At 71.1% G+C, this 15,271-nt stretch carries 15 protein-coding genes and 1 tRNA gene; 7 read left to right on the top strand and 9 right to left on the bottom strand.

Annotation, left to right across the window (positions count from 1 at the left end):
* Positions 1-266: 266 nt before the first annotated feature.
* From ACIP9D_RS18870 to ACIP9D_RS18860, 3 genes are all read left to right on the top strand, one after another.
* Positions 267-1,073, top strand: a complete 807-nt coding sequence (locus ACIP9D_RS18870; RefSeq protein ID WP_350872598.1) for a class I SAM-dependent methyltransferase — start codon at positions 267-269, stop codon at positions 1,071-1,073.
* A 102-nt stretch (positions 1,074-1,175) separates the two neighbouring features.
* Positions 1,176-1,397 carry a DUF2945 domain-containing protein gene (locus tag ACIP9D_RS18865; RefSeq protein WP_350872596.1) on the top strand — a complete coding sequence of 74 codons (222 nt, stop codon included), beginning with the start codon at positions 1,176-1,178 and terminating at the stop codon, positions 1,395-1,397.
* The gene (locus tag ACIP9D_RS18860) at positions 1,384-1,815 is read left to right on the top strand and encodes a DUF3140 domain-containing protein (protein ID WP_350872594.1); all 432 of its coding nucleotides are present in this window, start codon (positions 1,384-1,386) and stop codon (positions 1,813-1,815) included. Before ACIP9D_RS18865 ends, ACIP9D_RS18860 begins: the two co-directional genes overlap by 14 nt.
* Before the next feature lie 9 nt (positions 1,816-1,824).
* On the opposite strand, the gene polA is transcribed toward ACIP9D_RS18860, so the two are convergent.
* From polA to ACIP9D_RS18820, 8 genes are all read right to left on the bottom strand, one after another.
* Positions 1,825-4,524 (bottom strand): DNA polymerase I, encoded by a 2,700-nt coding sequence (gene polA, locus ACIP9D_RS18855; protein WP_350872592.1) that lies wholly within the window; start codon positions 4,522-4,524, stop codon positions 1,825-1,827.
* Positions 4,525-4,802: 278 nt separating this feature from the next.
* Positions 4,803-5,516 (bottom strand): ABC transporter ATP-binding protein, encoded by a 714-nt coding sequence (locus ACIP9D_RS18850; protein WP_350872590.1) that lies wholly within the window; start codon positions 5,514-5,516, stop codon positions 4,803-4,805.
* Positions 5,503-6,444, bottom strand: a complete 942-nt coding sequence (locus ACIP9D_RS18845) for an ABC transporter ATP-binding protein (protein WP_350872588.1) — start codon at positions 6,442-6,444, stop codon at positions 5,503-5,505. The genes ACIP9D_RS18850 and ACIP9D_RS18845 overlap by 14 nt, the downstream gene beginning before the upstream one ends.
* Positions 6,437-7,594 (bottom strand): ABC transporter permease subunit, encoded by a 1,158-nt coding sequence (locus ACIP9D_RS18840; protein WP_350872586.1) that lies wholly within the window; start codon positions 7,592-7,594, stop codon positions 6,437-6,439. The genes ACIP9D_RS18845 and ACIP9D_RS18840 overlap by 8 nt, the downstream gene beginning before the upstream one ends.
* Positions 7,591-8,574: a branched-chain amino acid ABC transporter permease gene (locus ACIP9D_RS18835; protein ID WP_350872585.1), complete on the bottom strand. Its 984-nt coding sequence runs from the start codon at positions 8,572-8,574 to the stop codon at positions 7,591-7,593. Before ACIP9D_RS18835 ends, ACIP9D_RS18840 begins: the two co-directional genes overlap by 4 nt.
* Positions 8,575-8,640: 66 nt before the next feature.
* Positions 8,641-9,792 (bottom strand): branched-chain amino acid ABC transporter substrate-binding protein, encoded by a 1,152-nt coding sequence (locus ACIP9D_RS18830; RefSeq protein ID WP_350872582.1) that lies wholly within the window; start codon positions 9,790-9,792, stop codon positions 8,641-8,643.
* Positions 9,793-10,068: 276 nt separating this feature from the next.
* Positions 10,069-11,235, bottom strand: a complete 1,167-nt coding sequence (locus tag ACIP9D_RS18825) for a hypothetical protein (protein ID WP_350872580.1) — start codon at positions 11,233-11,235, stop codon at positions 10,069-10,071.
* A 54-nt stretch (positions 11,236-11,289) separates the two neighbouring features.
* Positions 11,290-11,910 carry a response regulator gene (locus ACIP9D_RS18820; protein WP_350872578.1) on the bottom strand — a complete coding sequence of 207 codons (621 nt, stop codon included), beginning with the start codon at positions 11,908-11,910 and terminating at the stop codon, positions 11,290-11,292.
* 95 nt (positions 11,911-12,005) lie between these two features.
* On the opposite strand from ACIP9D_RS18820, the gene ACIP9D_RS18815 reads away from it, so the two are divergent.
* Positions 12,006-12,082: transfer RNA gene (locus ACIP9D_RS18815), tRNA-Leu, on the top strand.
* 33 nt (positions 12,083-12,115) lie between these two features.
* The gene (locus ACIP9D_RS18810) at positions 12,116-12,865 is read left to right on the top strand and encodes a transcriptional regulator (protein ID WP_350872577.1); all 750 of its coding nucleotides are present in this window, start codon (positions 12,116-12,118) and stop codon (positions 12,863-12,865) included.
* A gap of 32 nt (positions 12,866-12,897) precedes the next feature.
* Here the strand turns inward: ACIP9D_RS18810 and ACIP9D_RS18805 are convergent, their stop codons facing one another.
* On the bottom strand, positions 12,898-13,848 hold the full coding sequence (locus tag ACIP9D_RS18805) for an SDR family oxidoreductase (RefSeq protein ID WP_350872575.1): 951 nt from the start codon (positions 13,846-13,848) through the stop codon (positions 12,898-12,900).
* A 100-nt stretch (positions 13,849-13,948) separates the two neighbouring features.
* On the opposite strand from ACIP9D_RS18805, the gene ACIP9D_RS18800 reads away from it, so the two are divergent.
* Both ACIP9D_RS18800 and ACIP9D_RS18795 read left to right on the top strand, forming a co-directional pair.
* Positions 13,949-14,590, top strand: coding sequence for a TetR family transcriptional regulator (locus tag ACIP9D_RS18800; RefSeq protein WP_350872574.1), 642 nt, complete (start codon positions 13,949-13,951; stop codon positions 14,588-14,590).
* Positions 14,587-15,237 carry an epimerase gene (locus tag ACIP9D_RS18795; RefSeq protein WP_350872572.1) on the top strand — a complete coding sequence of 217 codons (651 nt, stop codon included), beginning with the start codon at positions 14,587-14,589 and terminating at the stop codon, positions 15,235-15,237. Before ACIP9D_RS18800 ends, ACIP9D_RS18795 begins: the two co-directional genes overlap by 4 nt.
* The last annotated feature ends 34 nt before the right edge of the window (positions 15,238-15,271 follow it).

The raw sequence follows: 15,271 nt of genomic DNA, 5'->3' as shown, positions 1-15,271 counted from the left end.
GTGGCGCCGTCAGGTGGCTTCGTCGACCGCGCACCTGCTCCCTGCCGAGGCACACGATCCGCGAGCGCATCGTCAAGCCTACCCTGCGCATTACCACAGCGTGCAAGCCCTCCCGTCTGGTCGTCGCCTCGTGACCTGCGAAAGCCGAGAAATCACCCGGAATCCGTCCCACCTGTCTCGCGGGTCACACCTGTCACGCCACTTACCTCGCCCGCCACGCCGGGCCCACCCGCGCCCGCGGCGTCGATGAGCCCTAGCGTGAGCGGGTGGACGACGACAGCCGGGTGACCCGGCGCCGGGTCAGTGACACCGAGGCCCGCCGGGCCAACCGCGGGTGGTGGGACGCCGACGCCGACGACTACCAGGCCGAGCACGGGGCGTTCCTCGGCGAGGTGGACTTCGTCTGGTGCCCGGAGGGCGTGCGCGAGGCCGACGTCCGGCTGCTCGGCGAGCTGCCCGGGCGCCGCATCCTGGAGGTCGGCGCGGGAGCCGCGGCCGCCGCCCGGTGGCTGGCCACCCAGGGCGCCCGGCCGGTCGCGATGGACCTGTCCGCCGGCATGTTGCGGCACGCCGCGCTCGCCGCCGAGCGCAGCGGCGTACGCGTGCCGCTGGTGCAGGCCGACGCGCTCGCCCTGCCCTTCGCCGACGAGGCGTTCGACACCGCCTGCACGGCGTTCGGGGCGATCCCGTTCGTGGCCGACTCCGCCGCCCTGATGCGGGAGGTGTACCGGGTGCTGCGCCCCGGCGCCCGCTGGGTCTACTCGGTCACCCACCCGATGCGGTGGATCTTTCTCGACGACCCGGGCGAGGGCGGGCTGCGGGCGGTGCACTCCTACTTCGACCGCGTGCCCTACGTCGAGCAGGACGACGCCGGGGTGGCCAGCTACGTGGAGCAGCACCGCACCCTCGGCGACCGGATCCGGGAGCTGGTCGACGCCGGGTTCCGGCTGGTCGACCTGGTGGAGCCGGAGTGGCCGGCGGGACACGAGGGGATCTGGGGGCAGTGGAGCCCGCTGCGCGGGCGGCTCTTCCCCGGCACCGCGATCTTCGTGGCCGAGAAGCCGGCCGGCTGAGCGCGGTCGCCACCGCGGAACCCCGCCCGCGCCGCCGCGCCGGCGCCCCCGGGAGCCGGCGGCTGGCTGTTTCGGCCGGCGGGGCCCGGGTAGCCACCGCGTATGGCCGAGCAGAGGGAATTCCGCGAGGGCGACCACGTCTCCTGGGCCAGTCACAGCGGCCGGGCGTACGGCGTGGTCAAGGAGAAGCTGGTGGACCGGACGCACGTGCGTGGGCACGCCGTGAACGCCTCGCAGGACGAGCCGCAGTACCGGATCCGCAACGACGACTCGGGCCGCGACGTCGCCCACCGACCGGAGGTGTTGCGGCATGAGTCCACGTGACGACGGCCGGGACACCTACCGGGAGTTCACCGAGGCGGTCAACATGAAGCCCGGCGAGCTGTCGAAGTGGCTGGAGAGCGACGAGTCCAAGCACGTCGGCTGGCGCAAGAAGGGCGGCGGAGGCGGTGAGTCGGTCGGGCACGAGTCCGGCCGGCGGATCATCGGCCTGCTGCGCCGCAAGCGCGCCGAACTCTCCGAGGCCGACTTCAAGCACATGCGCAAGGTCGTCGGATATGTCCGCCGGCACATGGCGCAACGGCCGAGCGGCGACGTCCGGGACACCCGGTGGCGGTACTCCCTGATGAACTGGGGGCACGACCCGCTCAAGGCGCCGCTGCCGCCGCCCGGCGGCCCGTCCCGGCGGGCTCTCGACCGGCGCGGCGCCCCGCCGGAGTCGCGCCGGGGCCCGGGACGGTAGACCCGCGGATCAGTGGTCGGCGCTGTTCCAGTCGCGACCCTCACCGACGGAGACCTCCAGCGGCACCGAGAGCGGATGCGCGGCACCCATCTCGCGGCGGACCAGTTCCTCGAGCGCCTGCCGCTCGCCCGGTGCCGCCTCGAAGACCAACTCGTCGTGCACCTGCAGCAGCATCCGCGAGCGCAGCCCGGCCTCGCGCAGGGCGGTGTCGACCCGCAGCATGGCGACCTTGATGATGTCGGCCGCGGAGCCCTGGATCGGGGCGTTGAGCGCCATCCGCTCGGCGATCTCGCGCCGCTGCCGGTTGTCGCTGACCAGGTCGGGCAGGTAGCGGCGGCGACCCAGGATGGTCGAGGTGTAGCCGTCGCGGCGGGCCCGGGCGACCACCTCCTGCAGGTAGTCGCGCACCCCGCCGAACCCGGCGAAGTAGTTCTCCATCAGCCCGCGCGCCTCCTCGGCGCTGATCCCGAGCTGCTGGGAGAGCCCGAACGCGCTCAACCCGTAGGCCAGGCCGTAGTTCATCGCCTTGATCCTGCGCCGCTGGTCGGCGGTGACCTCGGTGAGCGGCACCTCGAACACCGACGACGCGGTCGCGGCGTGGAAGTCGGCGCCGGAGTTGAACGCGTCGATCAGCGCGTCGTCGGAGGAGAGGTGCGCCATGATCCGCATCTCGATCTGGCTGTAGTCGGCGGTGAGCAGGCAGTCGTAGCCCTCCCCCACCACGAAGGCACGGCGGATCCGCCGCCCCTCCTCGGTGCGGATGGGGATGTTCTGCAGGTTGGGCTCGGTCGAGGAGAGCCGACCGGTGGCGGCCACCGTCTGGTTGAACGTGGTGTGGATCCGGGCGTCGTCGGAGACCGACTTGAGCAGACCGTCGACGGTGGACTTCAGCTTGGCCACGTCGCGGTGCCGCAGCAGGTGCGCCAGCACCGGGTGCGGGTTCTGCGCGTAGAGCCACTGCAGGGCGTCGGCGTCGGTGGTGTAGCCAGTCTTGATCTTCTTGGTCTTCGGCAGGCCCAGCTCGGTGAAGAGGATCTCCTGCAACTGCTTGGGCGAGCCCAGGTTGAACTCCCGGCCGACCGCTTCGTAGGCGCCCTGTGCGGCGGCCTTCACCTCGGCGGCGAAGTGCGCCTCCAGCTCGGAGAGGTAGTGCGTGTCGGCGGCGATGCCGGTGCGCTCCATCGCCGCGAGCACCCGCATCAGCGGCAGCTCCACGCCGGACATCAGCCGGGCGGACTGCTCACCGTCGCGGGAGAGCTCGGCGTCGATCGAGTCGGCCAGGTCGAGGGTGGCCCGGGCCTGGAGCATGAGGTTCTGCTCGGCCTCGCCGTCGCCGCCGAGCCCGTCGAGGGTCAGCTGGCCGGTCTCGGGCGCGTCGACCCGCAGCTCGCGGTGCAGGTAGCGCAGGGCGAGGTCGGTCAGGTCGTAGGAGCGCTGGTCAGGGCGGGCCAGGTAGGCGGCGATCTGGGTGTCGCGGACCACCCCCTCCAGCGGCCAGCCGCGCGCGGCCAACGCCAGCAGCGCCGGCTTGGCGTCGTGCAGCACCTTGGGCCGCTCGCCGTCGCCCAGCCAACCGGTCAGCGCCGCCTCGTCGGCCGGGTCGAGCCGGCTCGGGTCGAACCAGGCCGCGGCCCCGCCGGCGGAGGCCAGGGCCATGCCGAGCAGGTCGGCGGTGTGCCGGCGGTTGGGGCCGGTGTCGAGCTTGACCGCCACACCGACCGGGGTGCCGGCCGGGGCATGCGCGGCGAGCCAGCCGGTCAACGCGCCCGGCTCGGTGAGCACCTCACCGGCCAGGTCGAAGCCCGATTCGGCCTCCGGCTCGACCGACTCCAGATATTGGTAGAGGCGGTCGCGCAGGATGCGGAACTCGAGGGTGTCGAAGACCTGGTGCACCGCCTCCCGGTCCCAACCGGCCCAGCGGGAATCCTCCGGGCGCAGCGGCAGCTCCAGGTCGGAGACCAGGCAGTTGATCTCGTAGTTGCGGATCACGTCGGCGAGCCGCTCGCGCAGGCTGTCGCCGGCCTTGCCCTTGATCTCGTCGGCCCGGGCGACGACACCCTCCACCCCGCCGTACATGTTGATCCACTTGGCGGCGGTCTTCGGGCCGACCCCGGGCACACCCGGCAGGTTGTCGCTGGTCTCGCCGACCAGCGCGGCCAGGTCGCGGTAGCGCTGCGGGCCGACGCCATATTTCGTCTCGACGGCCGCCGGGTCCATCCGGGCCAGGTCGGAGACGCCCTTGCGCGGGTAGAGCACGGTGACCTGGTCGCCCACCAGCTGGAACGCGTCGCGGTCGCCGGTGGTGATCAGCACCTGCATGCCCTGGTCACGGGCCTGGCAGGCGAGGGTGGCGATGACGTCGTCGGCCTCGTAGCCGGGCATCTCGACCACCGGGATGCGCAGCGCCGCCAGGACCTCCTTGACCAGGCTGACCTGGCCCTTGAAGTCGGTCGGGGTCTCGCTGCGGCCGGCCTTGTATTCCGCGTAGCGGTCGGTGCGGAAGGAGTGGCGGGACACGTCGAACGCCACGACGATGTGCGTCGGCTGCTCGTCGCGCAGCACGTTGATCAGCATCGAGGTGAAGCCGTAGACGGCGTTTGTCGGCTGCCCCGTCGTGGTGGAGAAGTTCTCCACCGGCAGGGCGAAGAAAGCCCGGTATGCCAGGGAGTGTCCGTCGACGAGGAGCAGGCGCGGCGTCGTAGCTGTCACGGCAGCGACTCTAGTCCGTCGCACCGACATCCCCGGCTGCCGGCACCGCGCGCCCCGACGGGAAACCGGACACCGGATCCGAACGGCGGCGGGGGGGCCCCCCCCCCCCGGGGGGGGGGCGCCCCCCCGGCCGGGGGGGGGGCCCCCCCCCCCCCCGCCCCCCCCCCCCCCGGGGGGGCGCCCCCCCCCCCCCCCCCCCCCACCCCGCCCCCCCCCCCCCCCGGGGGGGGCCCCCCCCCCCGGGGGGGGGGGCCCCCCCCCCCGACGGTCCGGGTCGCTCAGGCGACGCCGAGGTACGCCTCCTTGACCGCCGGGTCGTGCAGCAGGTCCTCGCCGGACCCCTCCTTCACGATCCGACCGGTCTCCAACACGTACCCCCGGTGGGCCCGGGAGAGCGCCTGCTGGGCGTTCTGCTCCACCAGCAGGATCGTGGTGCCCTGCTGGTTGATCTCCGTGATGATGTCGAAGATCTGCCGGATCACCATCGGGGCCAGACCCATCGACGGCTCATCCAGCAGCAGCAGCTTCGGCCGGCTCATCAGCGCCCGACCGACCGCGAGCATCTGCTGCTCGCCGCCGGAGAGCGTGCCGCCGGCCTGCTTGCGCCGCTCGGCCAGCCGCGGGAAGAGGGTCAGCACCCGGTCCAGGTCGGCGGCGATGCCGGCGGAGTCCCGCCGGGTGTACGCCCCCATGTCCAGGTTCTCCATCACCGTCATACCCGGGAAAATCTGCCGACCCTCCGGCGACTGACACAGCCCCCGGATCACCCGCAGGTCGGCCCGGAGCTTGCTGATGTCCTCGCCGTTGAAGGTGATCTTCCCGCCGGAGAGCGCCCGGGTACCGGAGACGGCCCGCATGGTGGTGGTCTTGCCGGCGCCGTTCGCGCCGATCAGGGCCACCACCTCGCCCTCGTTCACGGTGAGGCTGATGCCGTGCAACGCCTCGATCCGGCCGTAGGAGACGGTGACGTTCTCCAGCTCAAGCAGCGTCATCGACGGACTCCCCCAGGTACGCGGCGATCACCTTCGGATCGCGGCTGACCTCCGCGGGCGCACCCTCGGCGATCTTGCGGCCGAACTCCAGCACCACGATCCGGTCGGTGACCCCCATGACCAGCCGCATGTCGTGCTCGATGAGCAGCACGGTCAGGCCCATGTCACGGATCTTCCGGATCAGGGTGAGGAGCTCCTCCTTCTCCGCCGGGTTGAAGCCGGCGGCCGGCTCGTCCAGGCAGATCAGCTTCGGCTCGGTGGCCAACGCCCGGGCGATCTCCAGGCGACGCTGGTAGCCGTACGGCAGGTTGCGCGCCTCTTCGTTGGCCCGGTCGGCGATTCCGACGAAGCGCAGCAGCGCCAGCGCCTTCGCCTCGGCGGCCCGCTCCTCCAGGATGTGCCGGGACAGGCCGAACGTCTTGGCGAACGTACGGCGCACCTCCTGCCACGACCGCTGAATGCCCGCCTCGGCGGTGACCTGCGGCAACTCCTCCGGCTTCGGCCGCACCCGGTAGAGCCGGAACAGCGCCCCCGGCACGCTCGTCTTGTGCCGCGAGTCCGTACCGACCATGACGTTCTCCAGCGCCGTCATCTCCGGGAAGAGACGGATGTTCTGGAACGTCCGGGAGATGCCCAACTGGCTGATCTGGTGCGGCTTACGGCCGGTCACCTTCTCGCCCCGGAACCGGACCGCCCCGGAGGTCGGCCGGTACACCCCGGTCATCACGTTGAAGCAGGTCGTCTTCCCGGCGCCGTTCGGCCCGATCAGCCCGAGGATCTCGCCCTCGTGGATCTGGAAGTTCACCCCGTCGAGGGCGACCACACCGCCGAAGCGGAGCGTGACGTTGTCGATCTCGAGCAGCAGCGGCCGCGGTCCCGGCTGGGCCGGGATCTTCGGCGCCGGCGTGCTGGTGGTCTCGTCAGACATGAGCGGGCGCCTCCTCTGCCTCTGCCGCGCGATCCTTCAACTCCCGGGCCCGTCGCCGGCTGGGGATCAGGCCCTGCGGACGCAGGATCATCACCAGCACCATGGCCAGACCGAAGACCAGCCACCGGTAGTCGGCGAAGTCGCGGAACCGCTCCGGCAGGTACGCCAGCAGCACCGCGCCGAGCGAGACGCCGAGCATGTTGCCGGAGCCACCGACCACGACCATGGCGACGAAGAGGATGGAGAGGTTCGCGTTGAACTGGGTCGGGTCGATGAACGCGTTCCGGCTACCGAACAGGAAGCCCGACAGGCCACCGAGCGCCGCACCGATGGCGAACGCCCAGAGCTTGAACTTGAACGGGTACACACCCATCACCGCCGCGGCGTCCTCGTCCTCGCGCACCGCCAACCACGCCCGACCGACTCGGCTGCGCTCCAGCCGGCGGACCAGGAACACCATGATCAGCACGAAGGTGATCGCCAGCCAGTACCACGGCTTCGCGTCGATCAGCCCGAAGACCTTGTTGTCCGCCGACGGCGCACCCTCCGGCCCGGGAATGGCCGAGATGCCCACCGGACCGTTGGTCAGCCCGGTGGCGTTGCGGGCCACGATCCGGATGATCTCGCCGAAGCCCAGCGTCACGATGGCCAGGTAGTCACCGCGCAGCCGCAGCGTCGGCCAGCCCAGCAGCACGCCGGAGATCATCGTCAGCACGATCGCGATGAACAGGCAGATCGCCCAGGTCACCGCCCAGGTCGACGGCAGGTCGAACTCCTGCTGGATCCACTTCACCACCGGCGAGTTCACCGAGCCGAACAGCGCCACGCTGTACGCGCCGATCGCGAAGAAGCCGATGTAGCCCAGGTCGAGCAGGCCGGCGAGGCCGACCACCACGTTCAGGCCGATCGCGACCAGCACGTAGATGGCACAGACGAAGAGCACGCCCGCCCAGTTGTTACCGCCCTCGATCGAGTCGGTACGCAACCAGGTCAGACCCGGAATGCCGAGCAGCGGCAGGTAGTAGAGGATCGCCACGAAGGCGACCAGCCCGATGCCCTGCTGCCACTTCGGCAGCGCCCGCCAGCGGTCACCGACCGTGGTCAGCAGGCCCACCCGGCGGCGATCAGCGGAGCGAATCTTGTCGATCATGCGCGGGCCCTCCCGAGCGACTCGCCCAACAGACCGGTCGGCCGGAACATCAGCACCACGATCAGCACCACGAAGGCGATGACGTCCTCCCAGTTGGAGGCGAAGAGCGTGGCGCCGTAGACCTCGACGATGCCGAGGAAAAGGCCACCCAGCAGCGCGCCGCGCAGGTTGCCGATACCGCCCAGGACGGCGGCCGTGAACGCCTTGAGGCCGAGCACGAAGCCGATGCTGTTCTGGGTGAAGCCGAACCGCATGCTCCACAACAGAGCGGCGGCGCCGGCCATGATGCCACCGAGCACGAAGATCAGCATGATCACGCGCTCCTGGTTGACACCCATCAGCGCGGCGGTCTCCGGGTTCTGGGCCACCGCCCGCACACCCCGGCCGTAGCGGGTGCGGTTGATGAACCAGTCCAGCAGGGCCATCATCGCCACCGCCGCGACGAGGACGATCAGCTGGATGTTCGTGATCGCCGTGTTGCCGATGGTGAACAGGGTCTCCTGCTGGATGATCGTCGGCATACCGACGATCTGCCGGGGCCGGCCGAACGCCGCCGGCAGGACGCCACCGAGCAGCTTGGGCAGCACCTGCCCGAAGAGCTCCACGAAGACCAGCGACAGACCGATCGCGGTGATCAGGAAGATCAGCGGCGGCGCGTTCTTACGCCGCAACGGCCGGTAGGCGATCCGTTCGAGCGCCAGGGCCGTACCGCCCGAGGCGACCGCCGCGACGAGCAGACCGAGCACCAGGAACAGGATCGCCTGGCCGATCGGCGGGTTATTTTCCACCCCGAGCTGGTTCCACAGGATCAGCACCGCGAAGGTACCGACCATGAAGACCTCGGAGTGCGCAAAGTTGATCAGGCGAAGGACGCCGTAGACGAGGGTGTAGCCAAGGGCGATCAGGGCGTAGATGGCGCCCTTGGAAAGGCCGTCGACCGTGTGCTGGCCGAGATGGCCGATCAGTTCATCGAAATGCACCGGGGGTCTCCTTGAATCGAGTGCGGCCGGGGTTCAGCACCCCGGCCGCACTCCAGCGCCTAGGCGTCAGCTGAGCTTGAGCTCCTGCAGCGGCTCGATCGCCGTGCCCTTGATCTGGTAGGCCCAGATGACGACCTTGGTCGGGTCGACGTCACCCTTGGCGTCGAACTTGATGTACTTCGACACGCCCTGCTTGTCGTACGCCTTCACGTACGCCAGGATGTCCGCCCGGGTCTTCTTGCCGTCCTTGAAGGCGTCCAGGTAGATCTTCGCGGCGTCGAAGCCCTCGGCACCGTAGGAGCCCGGCGCGATGCCGTACTCCTTCTGGTAGTCGGCGGAGAAGGTACCGCCGGCCTTGTCAGCCGGGAGGCACGGGCAGGTGATGATCGCGCCCTCGGCACCGCCGGAGGCACCCTCCGGGAACGCCGGGTCGTAGAGACCGTCCGGGCCGACGAACTTGGCCTGCACGCCAGCGGCGCGCATCTGCTTCACCAGCGGAGCAGCCTCGCGGGTGTAACCGCCGTAGAAGACGTAGTCGGCCTGCGCCGCCTTGATCTTGGAGATGGTGGCGTCGAACTGCGCCTGCCGCTCCTGGATCTTGTCCTTGTTCACCACCAGCGGGCCGAGCTGCTTGCCCAGCTCGTCGGTGATGCCCGCGCCGTACGCGCTGGCGTCATCGATCATGAAGACCTTCTGCGCGTTCTGCGACTTCAGGTACGTCGCCACCGCGCCGGCCTGGGTGCCGTCGTTGCCGACCACCCGGAAGAAGGAGGTGTTCCCCTTCTGGGTCAGGTCGGTACGGGTCGCCGACGGGGCCACCATCGCCAGGCCAGCAGCCTGGTAGATCGGCATCGTCGCGTCCGACTCACCGGAGAAGTGACCACCGATGACACCGAGGAACGAGTTGTCACCCGCGATCTGGTTCGCGAACGGGGTCGCCACCGCGGGGTCACCCTGGGTGTCGAACTCCTGCAGGGTGACCTTGCAGTCCGGGTTCGCCTCGTTGAACTGCTTGACGGCGAGCTTCCCGCCGTTCAGGGACGGGATGACCAGACCGGCGTTGTCACCGGTGAACGCACCGAAGATCGCGATCTTGCCACCGCAGTCACCCGACGCGGTGCCACCATCGCCACCGCCGGAGTCCTGACAACCAGCCGCGACCACCAGGGTCGCAGCGAGCGCGGCGGTGCTCAGCGCCCGTACATAGCTTCGCCTCACGGCTTCCTGACCTCCTCCAGATGCGGGCGTGCCTGACCCGATATGACGGGGACGGCAGTTACCCGCAGTTCCACCCACCCCGCAGGGACGCCCCCTGCGTTACGGCTCGTGATGGCGGAGCGTACCGACACCGCACACCGTCCCGGAAGGCCTAGTGCCGGGGTCTGCGAAACCGTTACGAAGACGTACGCGATCCGCGCGATCCCCGTAACAGGTCAATCCGTCGATTGGTCCTTAACACCCCAGCCGGCGCAGTCGACACCCGCTCCCGGCCGGTCACGACCCCGACCCGACCGGCGCCGTCCAGAACCCGGCGCGCTGCCCGTCGTCGACCGCCAGCCACCAGCGGTCACCCACCGCCACCAGCGCCACGTCCCGGTCCGCCCCGGCCCTCGGCTCGAGCGGGGTGGTCACCGGGCGCCACGAGCCGCCCCGGTCGACCGACTCCCAGACCGAGTGCCGCTCCCCGTCGGCCACCGCGACGACCAGCCGACCACCGGCCGCGACGAGGGAGGTCACCGACGGCACCCCGGACGCGGCCCGGCGGCCGAAACCACCGGCCGCCACCCAGCCGCTCGGCTCCTGCCGCCAGGCACCGAAGGTGCCGCCCCGCAGGCCGACCGCCACCGGCATCCCGTCGACGACCACGACCCGCTGCAACTCCTCGTAGTCCCGGCTGCCCGGCAGCACCGTCCGCCGCCAGGAGCGCCCGTCGGTCGACGTCCAGACCGCCGGATCGCGGTCGATCCGCCCCGGCGGCAGCAGCCCACCGACGGCCAGCCAGCCCGCCGGCCCGGCCACCGCGTCGAACGCCCAGCTCACCCCGGTCGCGTCGGTCGCCAACTCCGGCGCGCCCTCGACCAGGGCGAAGTCGGCGGCGTCGGACGACACCCAAGCGGCCGCCCCGCTGGACCGGTTGCCGGCGATCAACCAGCCGGCCGGGCCGCCGGCCAGCCGCGAGACGTTGACCGCCTTCGGCCCACCGAACGTCTCGAACGGCGCCTGCACCTCGACCAGCGCGCCGTCCGGCCGCTGCCGCCAGGTGCTCACCCGCGGATAGCCGTGGGCGCCGCCCACCTTCGCACCGATCACCGCGGCCACGCCGTCGCGGCAACCCACCGCGTAGAGCACGTTCTGCCGGCCGTAGAAGGAATCCGCCTGGATCGCCACGTTCCGCCAGGCGGCGCCGTCGGTGCTGGTCCACGCCGCCGGCCGGGTGTCACCGGCGGCGTCGGCGACCCCGCCCACCAGGTACCAGCGACCGGCGCAGGCAACGGCGTCGCGCAGCAGCAGCCGGCCGGGAGCCCCCGGCGGCGCGGGCAGGGTCACCTGCTGCCACGCCGGGGCGAGCGGCTCGGGATCGACCCGCGCGGGCGCGCGGTCACAGCCGGCGAGGAGCACGGCGGACAGACCGAACATCGCGATCACGCGCCTGAGAGACACGGATCCGATGCTATCTATCAGCAGCGGGTGCTGGCGCCCCCCGAAAAGCGGCCGTCAGGAGGCCGGCCGGGTCACCTCACCGCCGGCGGTCTCGGCGAGAATCCGCTCGGCGACCTCCTTCATGGTCATCCGGTGGTCCATCGCGGTGCGCTGGATCCACTTGAACGCCTGCGGCTCGGTCATCCCGTACGTGGTCATCAGCGCGCCCTTGGCCCGCTCCACCGTCTTGCGGATCTCCAGCCGGTCGGTCAGGCCGGCGACCTCCGCCTCCAGGGCGGCGACCTCCGCGTAGCGGGAGAGCGCGATCTCGACCGCCGGCACCAGGTCGCTCTTCTGGAAGGGCTTCACCAGGTAGGCCATCGCGCCGGCCGCCCGGGCGCGCTCGACCAGGTCACGCTGGCTGAACGCGGTCAGGATGATCACCGGGGCGATCCGGGCGCCGGCGATCCGCTCGGCGGCGGCCAGCCCGTCCATGATCGGCATCTTGATGTCGAGGATGACCAGGTCGGGCTTGAGCTCCTCGGCGAGCCGGACGGCGGTCTCGCCGTCGCCGGCCTCCCCCACCACCTCGTAGCCCTCTTCGACAAGCATCTCGGCCAGGTCCAGCCGGATGAGCGCCTCGTCCTCGGCGATCAGTACGCGCCTGCGCTCGGCATCCGTCTGCGTCTCGGCCACGAGCCCTACCCCCACCAGTCAGAACCCGACACCCGCCCAGCCGGGTATCGGCGCCCTTAGCCTAGTGGGTACCCTGATGGGGCTGAACTACAGAAGCCCCTGTAGCCCAACCGGCAGAGGCGCGATTCTCAAAAGATCGACAGTGTGGGTTCGAATCCCACCGGGGGCACCAAGAAACGTCATAGGCACGACTCACGATGGTCTCGTGCACCCGCCCGAAATCCGTGCCGAGACCCGCGCGCAGCACCAGTCCGGTGTGAGTGTCGCGCAGGTCGCCCGCAGTGTCGGCCTGCCCTACCGCACCGTGTGGGAGTGGTGCCGCAAGCAGCCCGACTCGATGGTCCATGGGACCGCGGCGCGGTGCTTCCGGTGCCGACGCGACGTCGACAATCCGACACCTGGTCCGGCGTACGCCTACCTGTTCGGCCTCTATCTCGGCGACGGGCACCTGGTCACCTCGGCCCGGGTACCGGTGCTGAGGATCAGCTGTGGCAATCGCTGGCCCGGATTGATCGAGGCCTGCGACGCCACCATGCGGGCCGTTCTCGCCGCACGAGTGCAGCGTGTGCCGCAGCAGGGGTGCGTCAGCGTTCAGAGCTACGGAATGCACTGGCCCTGCCTGCTGCCGCAGCACGGGCCGGGCAAGAAACACGAGCGGAAGATCAGCCTCGCCGATTGGCAGCGGGAGATCCTTACCCCGCAGCCCGGCGACTTCCTCCGGGGCCTCTTCCATTCCGATGGCGCCCGGTTCGACAACCGGGTGACGGTGCGCGGAAAGAGCTACGTCTATCCGCGCTACATGTTCGTCAACGAGTCGGCCGACATCATGGGGCTCTGTCAGTGGGCGCTCGACGAGCTGGGCATCGCCTGGCGGATGAACCGGTGCAACTCGCTCTCGGTGGCCCGGCGGGACGCCGTCGCCGCCCTGGACCGGCACGTCGGCCCCAAGTCGTGAAGGCCCCGGCGGCTCGGTTAGGGGCCGCCCGGCTACCGGCCGGCCGGGATCGCCGTGCGCGGGTAGCTGACTCCGGTGAGCTGCTCGGAGTCCCGCCACAGCCGCTCCGCGACCCCGGTGTCGCGGGCGCGGCGCGACTTGCGGGCGACGGCGGGTGGGCCGGTCAGGCCGAACGGGCCCTTCGGGCCGTAGTACTCCCCGCCGGCCGCGTCGGGGCTGGTGGCGGCGTAGAGGGTGGGCAGCGCGCCCTGGTCGACGTCCTGCCAGAACCCGGGGATCCGCATGGTGAGCCGGGTGGAGAACGGGATCTCGGTGCGGTCGCGACCGAGGCTGGGGCCGGCGGCCTGCAGGTTGGTCCGGGTCGCGCCGGGGTGCGCGGCGTTGCTGAGCAGGCCCCAGCCGTGCCGGTCGCTGCGCCGTTGCAGTTCGTCGGCGAACATCAGCGTGGCGAGCTTCGACTGCGCGTAGGCGCGCTGGGCGCTGTAGCGCCGCTCGCTCTGCAGGTCGTCGAAGTCGATGCGGCCGAAGTGGTGGGTGCCGCTGCTGAGGGTGACCACGCGGGGGCGGTTGCCGGCGGTGAGCAGCGGGAGCAGTCGGCCGGTGAGCGCGAAGTGGCCCAGGTGGTTGGTGCCGAACTGGAGTTCGAAGCCGTCGGCGGTGGTGTGCCGGGTCGGTACGGCCATCACGCCGGCGTTGTTGACCAGCAGGTCCAGCGGGCGGCCGGCGGCAGTGAGCCGGCGGGCGAGGTCGGCGACCGAGGCGAGGCGGGACAGGTCGAGTTCCTCGACGCGGAGCCGGGCGTCGGGGGTGGTGTCGCGGATGTCGGCCGCGGCGGTGTCGCCCTTGTCGGTGTTGCGCACGGCGAGGATCACCTCGGCGCCGGCGGCGGCGAGTCGGCGGGCGGTTTCCAGTCCGACGCCGCTGTTGGCGCCGGTCACGACCGCGAGGCGTCCGGACTGGTCGGGCAGGGGGTAGCCGCTCATCATCACTCCTTCTACTAACTAACTGGTTGGTTGCCGTCTCCAGTGAAGCACGGCGTGGCCGACGATGCAACTAACCAGTTGGTCAGCTATCCTCTCCGGCATGGCACGGGACGCGGAGGACACCCGGCGGCGGCTGCTGGCCGCCGCCGCCGACGAGTTCGCGGCGCACGGCATCTCCGGAGCAAGGGTGGACCGGATCGCCGCCGCGGCGGACGCGAACAAGGCGATGATCTACGCCTACTTCGGCAACAAGGACCAGCTCTTCGACGCGGTCTTCGACGCGCTGGTGGTGAGCACCGTCGCGGAGGTGCCGATCGACCCGGACGACCTGCCCGGGTACGCCGGCCGGCTCTTCGACCGCCACCAGACCCATCCGGAGGCGTTGCGGCTGCTGCTCTGGCACTCGCTCGAGCGCGGTGGGATGACGGCGCTGCCGCCTGCGGTGGCGGCGTCGAACGCGGACAAGGCGGCCGCGATCGCGGCGGCCCAGCGCGCCGGCCGGCTCTCCGACCGTTACCCGGCCGACGAGTTGCTGCTGCTGGTGGTCGGCCTCTCCATGCTCGGCTCGGCCGAGCTGGCGCCCACCTCCGGTACGGGCGGGCTGCGGCAGCGGCGGCGCACGGTCACCGACGCGGTCGCGCGGTTGATCCGGCCGGACGACGGCAACCACGACGGCGACGCGGGCGAGCGCGCCGATCAGATCGAGCCCGGCGGCCGGCCGGAGAGTGGAGCGCAACGGTGAGGGTGGTCATCTTCGGTGCGACGGGCATGGTCGGGCAGGGTGTGCTCCGGGAGAGTCTGCTCGCCGACGACGTGCGCGAGGTGCTGGTGATCGGGCGTACGCCCACCGGCCGACGGCATCCGAAGCTGCGGGAGATCACCGTCGACGACGTGGGCGAGTTGGGCTCGCTACGCGACGAGCTGGCCGGCGTCGACGCCTGTTTCTACTGCCTCGGTGTCTCCTCGCTCGGCTTGGACGAGGCGACGTACACCCGGATCAGCTACGACTACCCGGTGGCGGCGGCGCGTCTGCTCGCCGAGGTCAGCCCGGCCGCCACGTTCGTCTACGTCTCCGGAGCCGGCACCGACTCCACCGGTCGGGGGCGGGTGATGTGGGCGCGGGTCAAGGGACGTGCCGAGAACGCGGTGCTCGACCTGCTGCCCAACGGCTACGCGGCCCGGCCGGGCTTCATCCAGCCGACGCACGGGGTGGTGTCGAAGACCCGCTGGTACCGGCTCGGGTACGTGGTGACCCGCCCGCTCTATCCGCTGTTGCAGCGGCTCTTCCCGGCGCAGGTCACCAGCTCCGACCGGCTCGGTCGGGCGATGCTGCGGGTGGCCCGGCAGGGCTCGCCGCGTCGGGTGCTGGCCAACCGGGACCTGACCTGACGGCTGCGCCGATCGGGCCTGGCGGGCCGCCGGG

Source organism: Micromonospora sp. NPDC093243 (assembly GCF_044753725.1).
Lineage (GTDB): Bacteria > Actinomycetota > Actinomycetes > Mycobacteriales > Micromonosporaceae > Micromonospora.
Note: the sequence above shows the minus strand (reverse complement) of the source record. Positions and strands in the feature narration are given on the sequence as shown.